Source organism: Marinomonas foliarum (genome assembly GCF_003337275.1).
GTDB classification, from domain to species: Bacteria; Pseudomonadota; Gammaproteobacteria; order Pseudomonadales; family Marinomonadaceae; genus Marinomonas; species Marinomonas foliarum.
The window spans coordinates 1-8,631 of the sequence record NZ_QPJQ01000058.1; the positions used below are offsets into that span (position 1 = coordinate 1).

At 43.0% G+C, this 8,631-nt stretch carries 8 protein-coding genes; 2 read left to right on the forward strand and 6 right to left on the reverse strand.

Annotated elements, in window-relative coordinates:
* Positions 1–166 precede the first annotated feature (166 nt).
* Both DFP77_RS18890 and DFP77_RS18895 read left to right on the forward strand, forming a co-directional pair.
* The gene (locus DFP77_RS18890) at positions 167–2,236 is read left to right on the forward strand and encodes an integrase (RefSeq protein WP_014611288.1); all 2,070 of its coding nucleotides are present in this window, start codon (positions 167–169) and stop codon (positions 2,234–2,236) included.
* Positions 2,233–2,637: a hypothetical protein gene (locus DFP77_RS18895; RefSeq protein WP_014611287.1), complete on the forward strand. Its 405-nt coding sequence runs from the start codon at positions 2,233–2,235 to the stop codon at positions 2,635–2,637. Before DFP77_RS18890 ends, DFP77_RS18895 begins: the two co-directional genes overlap by 4 nt.
* Before the next feature lie 361 nt (positions 2,638–2,998).
* On the opposite strand, the gene DFP77_RS18900 is transcribed toward DFP77_RS18895, so the two are convergent.
* The 6 genes from DFP77_RS18900 to DFP77_RS19605 form a co-directional block, all read right to left on the reverse strand.
* Positions 2,999–3,868 (reverse strand): LysR family transcriptional regulator, encoded by an 870-nt coding sequence (locus tag DFP77_RS18900; protein ID WP_007146136.1) that lies wholly within the window; start codon positions 3,866–3,868, stop codon positions 2,999–3,001.
* Positions 3,856–4,872, reverse strand: coding sequence for a phosphonate dehydrogenase (locus DFP77_RS18905; protein ID WP_007146137.1), 1,017 nt, complete (start codon positions 4,870–4,872; stop codon positions 3,856–3,858). Before DFP77_RS18905 ends, DFP77_RS18900 begins: the two co-directional genes overlap by 13 nt.
* A gap of 9 nt (positions 4,873–4,881) precedes the next feature.
* Positions 4,882–5,688: a phosphonate ABC transporter, permease protein PhnE gene (phnE, locus tag DFP77_RS18910; protein ID WP_007146138.1), complete on the reverse strand. Its 807-nt coding sequence runs from the start codon at positions 5,686–5,688 to the stop codon at positions 4,882–4,884.
* 9 nt (positions 5,689–5,697) lie between these two features.
* On the reverse strand, positions 5,698–6,561 hold the full coding sequence (phnD, locus tag DFP77_RS18915) for a phosphate/phosphite/phosphonate ABC transporter substrate-binding protein (RefSeq protein ID WP_007146139.1): 864 nt from the start codon (positions 6,559–6,561) through the stop codon (positions 5,698–5,700).
* Positions 6,558–7,463 (reverse strand): phosphonate ABC transporter ATP-binding protein, encoded by a 906-nt coding sequence (gene phnC, locus DFP77_RS18920; RefSeq protein WP_425435127.1) that lies wholly within the window; start codon positions 7,461–7,463, stop codon positions 6,558–6,560. The genes phnD and phnC overlap by 4 nt, the downstream gene beginning before the upstream one ends.
* Before the next feature lie 860 nt (positions 7,464–8,323).
* Complete coding sequence (locus DFP77_RS19605) at positions 8,324–8,476, reverse strand: hypothetical protein (RefSeq protein ID WP_007146141.1); 153 nt, start codon at positions 8,474–8,476, stop codon at positions 8,324–8,326.
* Positions 8,477–8,631: the final 155 nt, after the last annotated feature.

Genomic DNA, 8,631 nt, shown 5'->3' on the forward strand with positions numbered 1-8,631 from the left:
GAAGTGTTTAGGGTTCAAGCAACCAGCCGTAGTGTTTAAAGAAATGTGCTTAGTTGCTTGAAGTGAAAGTGTCGCACTTCGGACTTGAATTCAGGGTAAAGCAAGGAGATTTGTCAAAGCATTGGCAGAGTCATTTTGATCTACTAGCTGATTTGGAGGCATACTCGTGAATGTTCAACTAGTACCCTATGACACTATAGGGATTGCTCAGCATACTTCGCCTGATTCACTATCTACTGATGTTTCTACCCCTGATTCTAACCATGTTATAAGTCGGCGAAGAAACGGAGACATTCTGTCTGTTTTTGCTGATAATGTTTGGGATTTTTCTCTATACACGTCAAGACCAAATGCTCGTATATATTTCGAAAGTATATTTTCCGAAGATCATGGAGTCTTTGAAAGACAGAGTCCGCTCGCCAATTCTATCATTCAAGATTCTAAATTAATCATTCTAAATTTATGGTATCGAAGACAGCTATCAGTAAACAGCGTAATGGCGCTATGGATACAAATAAAATACTTAGCAAGATATGCTCTATCTTCTGGAATTAAGTTCGCAGATGTTTTAGGTAAAACCGAATTTATCGAATGTAGATTGGAAGGGGCGGAAAGTCGGTACCAAGAGTGGGTTAGGCTTGCAAGTCTATACAATCTGATTAAACACCTCTCGCAACTATCGCATCAGGTAAACGATTTCAACCTTATACCCTCTGTGGATTTAACTAAACTGGTAGCTGAACAAGCTCAGGAGCGCGTGGATGAAGCAATTAGAGAAAAAATCCAAACACCTGTCATTCCAATAAGGTTGCTCAGCGAGCTTATCGAACAAAGTACCGAGACCTGTTTTAAGTTTATGGAGGTCGTAACGGAAGTAGAGAAAGCCTGGGAACATTACGAAGTGACTAAGGAGAGAGCAGAAAAAGGGGAAATCAAATTCGGGAAATGGCGTAAGAGTAACGCTACTATCGCTCGACAGGTATGGAAATATATTAAAGAAACATATCCAGATATCGCTAACCTATTAGAAGAGTTACAAGTTGATAGCATTCAGGAATTAACAAACTATATTAGCTATATTCAAAAAACTTCAGCAGCTATGATTTCTCAATTTACTGGCATGAGGGTCTCTGAAGTACGAGCAATCCCTTTAAATAGCTATCGAAGGGTTACTTATGGGGAAGAAGTAATTTGCGGGTTTGATAGCTATACATTCAAGTTTGCTGGTAATTCTCCAAAGAAACAGTTCTGGGTTACGGCAGATCAAGCAGAACTTTACTATCAGTGCGCTCTTGCCAGTGCAAGGTTAATCTACAGGTTCTATTATTCGCTGAATATGGATTCTGTGAATCAAGATAAGTACCCTCTTTTTCCTAACCATAGTTCGAGGGTTGACAGCGAGACGCCTATATTTGTTGTGAACCCTCGGCCATTCAAAGAGGGATGGAGAGCCAGTACTAACAATACACTGCGTCGAGAGGCCTTTGTCATTACAAATGAAGACCTAGAAGAGATGCAGAGTTTCAACCCATGGGTCGACTTTTCTAAAAAAGGTATAGATGTCGGCAAGGAATTCCCTTTTGCATGGCACATGTATCGCCGTTCATTAGTTGTATATGCTGCTCGTGGAGGAGTATCAATTCCAGTAATTGCCAATCAACTCAAACATCCAATAGAAAAAATGACGGTTTATTATACTGATGGAAGTGCCTATGCGAATAATTTTGTAGAGAGAGGTACCAATCAGAATGAAGGATTATTCGATTTTATAAATGAACTTCAAGAAGAAGTTTTAACCATGAAGGTTGATGCTATTTGTAATGACATTTCTGATTATGAAGGAATCCTATTTGGTGGCGCAGGTGCAACTCTTCAGAGGCAAAAAAATAAAGGTATACTCCCTTCAATCTACGAAGACCGCGCTCTAACTGAGAAAGAAGTAAGATCAGGCAGACTATCATATCGGAGAACTGTAGTAGGAGGGTGCTCTTCCATAGAGCCTTGCGATAGAGTCGCATTTACCTCGATTCTTCCATGTATCGATTGTAGTGATGCTATTTTCAACGATGACACTGCCGAAATCATGGCTGATCAAATCGAAGTATGGAAAGAAGAAATCTCCATATACGGTGAAAAAAGTCCCTTTTCACTTCAGCGAGAAAAAGAAATATCTGTTGTAGAGCAACACCTTGCAGCACGAAACAATTTAATTCCTGTTAAGGAGATCATCGAGTGACTGAATTAAGAGGCGAAGCTTTATACTGGGAAGCTTTTGAACGACTGAAGTCTGGGAAAGCTCAGATCATTGATACTAATTCTCCTTCCTTTAAATTCACTAAAGATAATGTAGCGATTGAGGCGGGTAAGAAGAAAGGGTTTGTAAAACAGGAAAGATACCCTGATTTGTGTGATTCAATTGAAAATACTGAAAACACGAGATGTTCTGCCGCTAGTAGAGATCCAGAAAATTCCGATTCGATAAAGCTTATTACATCTCAAAAGAAGAAGGCAAATGCTCGATATTCAAAACTTAAGGCCGAACATGACCTCTGTTTGGAGAAGATGATGAATCTTCTTAGAGAGAATTTCGAGCTACGTAGAGAATTACAAGAATTAAAGAAATCTAGTATGCAATAAAGTGTATCGGCCTTACAATTTTAATATGTGTCGTGACTAAAGCTGACAACCCCACTATGGCTTATTGGTCCGCAAAGCTGCCGCTCGGTAGCCTTATTTTAGATAGAGATAAAACAGCCAGTTTGAATCTTGAACCCGCCACCTAAAACAATCTCTTCTCTCTTGCCTGTTTCAGTATTAACTTAAACGGCTATCTTTAAATGTCGTAGTGACCAAATCTCCCAATATTTGCTCGAAAATAAACTATTCTGACCCAATGATCCTAAGAATCATTTGTGTTTTTAAAGTGCTTGCCTAGTCATACGTTGGGTGAATCTATATTTGCGTGGGAGCAGTATCATATTTTTTGTTAAAGATTGACCTATGAACTGAGTAAATATTCAACAAATTGCGGCTGTTTTTGCTGAATGGTCGATTGCTGCCGCCAGACCAGCTGGATGTCTTTTGTTAGCGCATGATCCTCTAAAGGGATTGCACATAAACTTCCATGTTGCACCTCATCAACAACAGACGATGCAAATACCAGCGATATTCCTATGCCTGCCCGAACCGCCTGCTTAACGGCCTCTGTGCTGCCCAGTTGCATTGATACAGTGGGAAAATGCTGGCATTCCTGCAAGTAGTTTTTGAGTATCCTTCCTGTTCCGCTGCCAGATTCTCCGCCTAACAAATTCAGCCCGGACAATATTGATTTACTGATCGATGACAGTTTTGCAAGTGGATGATCTGGAGGCGTAATCAAGACTAATGCTTCAGTTTTCCAGATTTGAGATTCAAAACCAGCTTTACCTGGCCACCATTCCATCAAGGCGATATCGATTTCAGCATTTTCCAGTTTTTCGGCAACGACTGGGTTGCTGTCTATTACGATATCCAGTTTGTCATTTATAAACGCTTGTTTATGCCGGTAATTCTGCAGGTAAGGCTGCAACAGATAAATGCCGATATTTGAACTGGCTCCAATTCTCATGGAGGGTTGATTCACAGCCAGCAAGGCTCTGTCTTGTAGTCGCAACATGCTCTGCGCATACGGCAAAAGACGAAGGGCATATTCAGTCGGCTGGCAACCGCTACGCACACGATGAATCAAGGATACGCAGAGCGTTTCTTCCAGCTTCTGAATATGCTGCGAGATAGTTGGTTGGGCTAATCCCAGCTGCTCGGCAGCTGCCTGAAAACTGCGCTGCTCAATCACCATGATCAAACTTTTCAGCCAGATCAGATTGAGCATGCTATTTCCTTTTGTGCGGGTAATTGGTTGGCCGGATCCAATGGAGGCTCGCCGTTCAAAACCCTGAGAATATTTTCAGCCGCACGTGTTTCAATGGCTAACCTGACCTTGCTCACCGCTGAACCGATATGTGCCGTGAACAAGGTGTTGGGATGTGTTAATAAATTGGGATTGATTTCCTTTGGCCTGTCGAGACGTGCCCAGTCTTCCATTTCAAAAACATCACTGGCATATCCGGCTAAATGGCCGCTATTAAGCTTATCTAAAATGGCACTTTCATCAACAATAGACCCACGGCAGGGATTCACCAAAAATGAACCGGGCCGCATCTGCTGTAAACGTTGTGTATTTAAAAGATGTTGCGTTTGCGAGTTTAATGGCAGTGCCATAATCACGATATCGGCCTGAGCAAGGGCGTCGTCCAAAGACAAAAATTCAAGTTTTAATGCTGCTTGTTGTTCTGCATCCAGAGGCTGAGTGTCGGTATAGACTAAGGTTGCACCCCAACCGCTCAGCCTTTGTGCAATGGCCTGACCAATTGCACCCATGCCGATAATCGCAATAGTGGATCCTTCAATTCCCATTCCGTAAAACTGTGGAAGCCAGCCCTTAAAGTTTCCAATACGTACATGTTGATCCGCCGCCCGTATATGCCGAATTAATCCGACCATTAGGCCGATGGTTAATTCAGCTGTGGGTACTGTTAATAGGTCTGGTACAAAGGTCAGCCAGACATTGTGTTCAGTGCAGGCATCGACATCAAAATTATCATAGCCCTTTAATGCCGCACCAATGACCTTCAGTTGCGGGCAAGACTCTAAAAAAATGGTATCTACCCGATCCGGCATGAATACCATCAAGGCTTCTGCATCCTTCGCCCGTTTCATTGTATCGTTGCGTGATAAGCTGAACGGGGTCTGATTCGTGATCAACTCACAATGCGGTGCTAATATGGCCAACACCTCTTCATGTACTTTATGCGTAATTACCAATTTTGGTTTCATCGTTATCTCCTACTTGAATTTTTTGCGTAACAGGCCGCTCAAGGCATCGACCAATGTGACCATCAGCAGAATCACTAGCAGGATAGCCAATACTTCCTGATATTGCATAATGCGTAGTGAACCCATAAGTTCAAAACCGATACCGCCAGCGCCTACCATGCCCATGATTGTCGAAGCTCTGAAGTTATATTCCCAGCGATAAATTGCGACATCGGCAAACTGCGGCATCACTTGGGGAAGAATTGCGTGATAGAGCACCTGCATCGGTGAGGCACCAGCGGCACGGGCGGCTTCCACCGGAGCGTCATCCACGTGCTCAATCGCTTCGGCAAAGAATTTACCTACCATGCCGATGGAATGCAGCGCTAAAGCCAGCACACCGGGTAAGGCACCGAAGCCGACGGCAGCCACAAAAATAATCCCCATAATCAGTTCCGGAACGGATCGAAGGGCATTTAGAACGATGCGCGCCAGCTGAAAGATCACACCATGAGGTGAGGTATTACGCGCTGCCAGAAATGCCATAGGCACAGAAAATATAACTGCAATTGCGGTACCGGCAATACTCATTGCTAGCGTATCCAGCAAGGGTGAAAACCAGTTTTGAAGGTTGGTAAAGTCCGGTGGGAAAGACTCGCCAGCCAACGTTCCTATTGCAGGCAAGCCATTTGCCAAAATTTCGAAGTTCAGTACATTCACATACCAGGCTGCCAGCAGAACGATGACCAATAAGGTCACCACCTGCAGGGTTTTACGTTTCCAGTTCTTGCTGTAACTTTGCAGCACATCTGTTTGTGTAATCAGGTAGGTATTCATAAATCATCCTTACATCTTGGAAAAATCAAGATTCAGTAATTTACCCATAACACGTATCACGTCATAATCAGCATCGGTAATCGGTGCAAATCCCTCTGCTTTGAAATTCTTCAATATCTCTTTGTCATCCAGGCTGACAAACGCATCTTTAATTTTCACTTTGAGATCCTTATTAAGGTTGGAGCGCATTGCCCAGGGATATTGTGGATAAGGTTTGCTATAGCCCAAAACTTTAACTTTTGCCGGGTCAATGAGTTTACGTTCCACCACATACTTAAAAATCACCTCAGAGAGCCCGCCTGCATCTGCATTACCATTGGCCACATTGACAGCCACAGCATCATGCGAGCCGACGAAGTGTTGTTCGTAATCGGTTTTCGCTTCGATGCCGCCTTCCTCTAAAAGAACCGTTTTCGGGATGAGATGACTGGACGTTGAGGCGCGATCGCCATAGGCCATTTTTTTACCTTTAATGTCGGCATAGGAATCAATGCCTGACTCTGTATTGGCGATCAAAATGGAACGGTATGTCGGTACACCGTCGATTATCATTGCCGCAAACGGTTCAATATCGCTTTTTGATTTGGCCATCACATAAGACAGCGGGCCGAAATAGGCCAGATCAATACGGCCAAAGCGCATCGCTTCAATCATGGATGAATAATCGGTTGTGACTATTAATTCCACCTTTTTGTTTAACTTGGCTTCCAGATAATTTTTTAAGGGTTCATTGCGCTTGATTAGTTCGGAAGCGTTTTCATCCGGCAGCAAGGCGACTTTGAGCATATCCGGATCGGCATCTGCTGCCATACAGGGGCTTATGGCTGTCACCAGCAAGGTGGTGGCTAAGAGTATTTGTTTAAACAGTTTCATTTTGCTATCTCCAGTTGTGTTGCCGTTTTAGTGGGTAAATGTTGATAAGAAGAATTGGATTGCGTATCGGCGGTTTGTTTATCTTTTCTTTTGGGGTTGGCCGATTGTTGATAAATCAACTTGAGCTGTTTGTCATCGAGCTCTTGCGGAGCGGCATCAAACACCACTTGGGCTTGAGCTAAACCAATGATGCGATCGGCAAAACGTTTGGCATATTCAAGCTGATGCAATGAGACGATAGAGGTAATGCCGTCTTCGGCACAGATTTGTTTCAATTGAGACAAAATTTTTTCGGATGTGGATGGATCCAGGCTGGCGACAGGTTCATCCGCCAGAATAATACTCGGCTGCTGAGCCAAAGCTCGGGCAATACCTACTCGTTGTTGCTGGCCACCTGATAATTGATCGACCCGCACCAGGGCTTTGTCAGCAAGGCCAACGCGATCCAGACAATGCAATGCCAATTCAAGATCGGTTTTGGGTGGCGGCAATAAACTACGCCAGAATGAATGATATCCCAGTCGCCCCATGAGTACATTCTGCAGGGCTGTGTGACGCAGAATCAGTTGATGGTGCTGAAACACCATCGCGGTTTTGCGTCGATGCCGGCGCAGTATGCCTTGATTATCCAGTATTCCGAATTCAGCAGAAATCACTTTACCCGAGGTAGGTTTCACCAAATGATTCAGTGACCTCAATAAGGATGATTTTCCCGCACCTGATAAACCTAGCAGCACTGTGAATTCACCACGTTGAAAGTTGATTGAGGTTGCACGTAATGCTTCAATTCCGCCGGGATAGATTATGCCAAGATCGTCTGTGGACAGAATTGGCTGAGGTGAGTGGCTTAACGTCATATCATTACCTTTCGCAATAATTGTCACCGCTGTATTGCGGTTCACAATCGAATACTAAGGTTTGAATATGACAGAGAAATGAAGCTTAGATGACTATTTTATTTCATAGCTTGACTGACTGGAGTGAAAAAGAACTCACGGGGACAGTACTCTATATGGGGGGTTGAGCACAAAACTAACATTTTAAGAATGCAGGAATATTAATGACTCTTTGTTGAAATCGATCATTTTTGGTTGCACTAAATACCACTGGCATCGAGCACAAAGCGCTACCTATTAAATCCTCAGAAAACAGCGAGCAAGAAGGTTGGAAGTTAGCTAGTTTTTTTTCGGTTCATAATGATCGCTTTGCTCTTGAAGTAAGCTGTTTTTGGGTCAGTCAAACATGAACGCTTTTGAAGCAAAGCCTTAATTTTCCAGCACCCTAATTCATGACGATTAGGCCACGCTCTATTTAACCTTCAACGGCAGTTCATGGCACTAGGATGCCCAGAAGTCGACCTTCGAAAGAAATCTGATCAGACTTTTTTGCTCTTGTGCCTGTGAAGTCCGCAAAGTTGCCGTTCAGATACATTGTTTAGATAAGGACAAAACAGCCAGTTTGAAGGTTGGGTCAATAGTGGCTTATGGTCGAAAGAGACCAATTCGGGGACGCTAAAGACCAATGATTATGAACATTAACCACCCATTTTAATTAAAACTGATGATTTAGAGTTAAGAGAAAACACAGCAGTAGATGGCTCCAACCAGAGTTGATATTGAGTGACTACTCTTACTAATATTTTTCACCTTATCAGATGTTGACATGAGCTCCTCAACCAGAAGTTCGATATTCTATTTGTGCTACCCACTTATTCATTACCTTGCGCAACCATTTCGTTCATAGCCTATGCGCGTTGCTCTAGTTAAAGTGCCTGTTTTTCCGTTTGATCAAAGGTATTACGATAAACGGCAAACGAATTATCAGCTTCAATTTCAACCTCTTTTGTCGAGCTGGCTACTCTCCAAAGCGCTGTTTCTAAATGGTTACTTAAAAATTTTTGTCCTAGATTAATCATTCATTCTTCCTGTATAAATGAACTCTCCAAAATAATTTTGATAGAGCGCTTTTCGCTTTAGGAACATACGAACAAGTAAGACAATTTTTAGCTGACTTTCAGCTTGTGACAGTATTTCCTCAGAAGCGACATTTAATCACCACTTAACCCACTTG

What these genes read in the sequence shown, in the direction of transcription:
- DFP77_RS18900 (WP_007146136.1), bottom strand. Translation starts at nt 3,868, where the DNA reads ATGCTCAATCTGATCTGGCTGAAAAGTTTGATCATGGTGATTGAGCAG.
- DFP77_RS18905 (WP_007146137.1), bottom strand. Translation starts at nt 4,872, where the DNA reads ATGAAACCAAAATTGGTAATTACGCATAAAGTACATGAAGAGGTGTTG.
- phnE (WP_007146138.1), bottom strand. Translation starts at nt 5,688, where the DNA reads ATGAATACCTACCTGATTACACAAACAGATGTGCTGCAAAGTTACAGC.
- phnD (WP_007146139.1), bottom strand. Translation starts at nt 6,561, where the DNA reads ATGAAACTGTTTAAACAAATACTCTTAGCCACCACCTTGCTGGTGACA.
- DFP77_RS19605 (WP_007146141.1), bottom strand. Translation starts at nt 8,476, where the DNA reads ATGATTAATCTAGGACAAAAATTTTTAAGTAACCATTTAGAAACAGCG.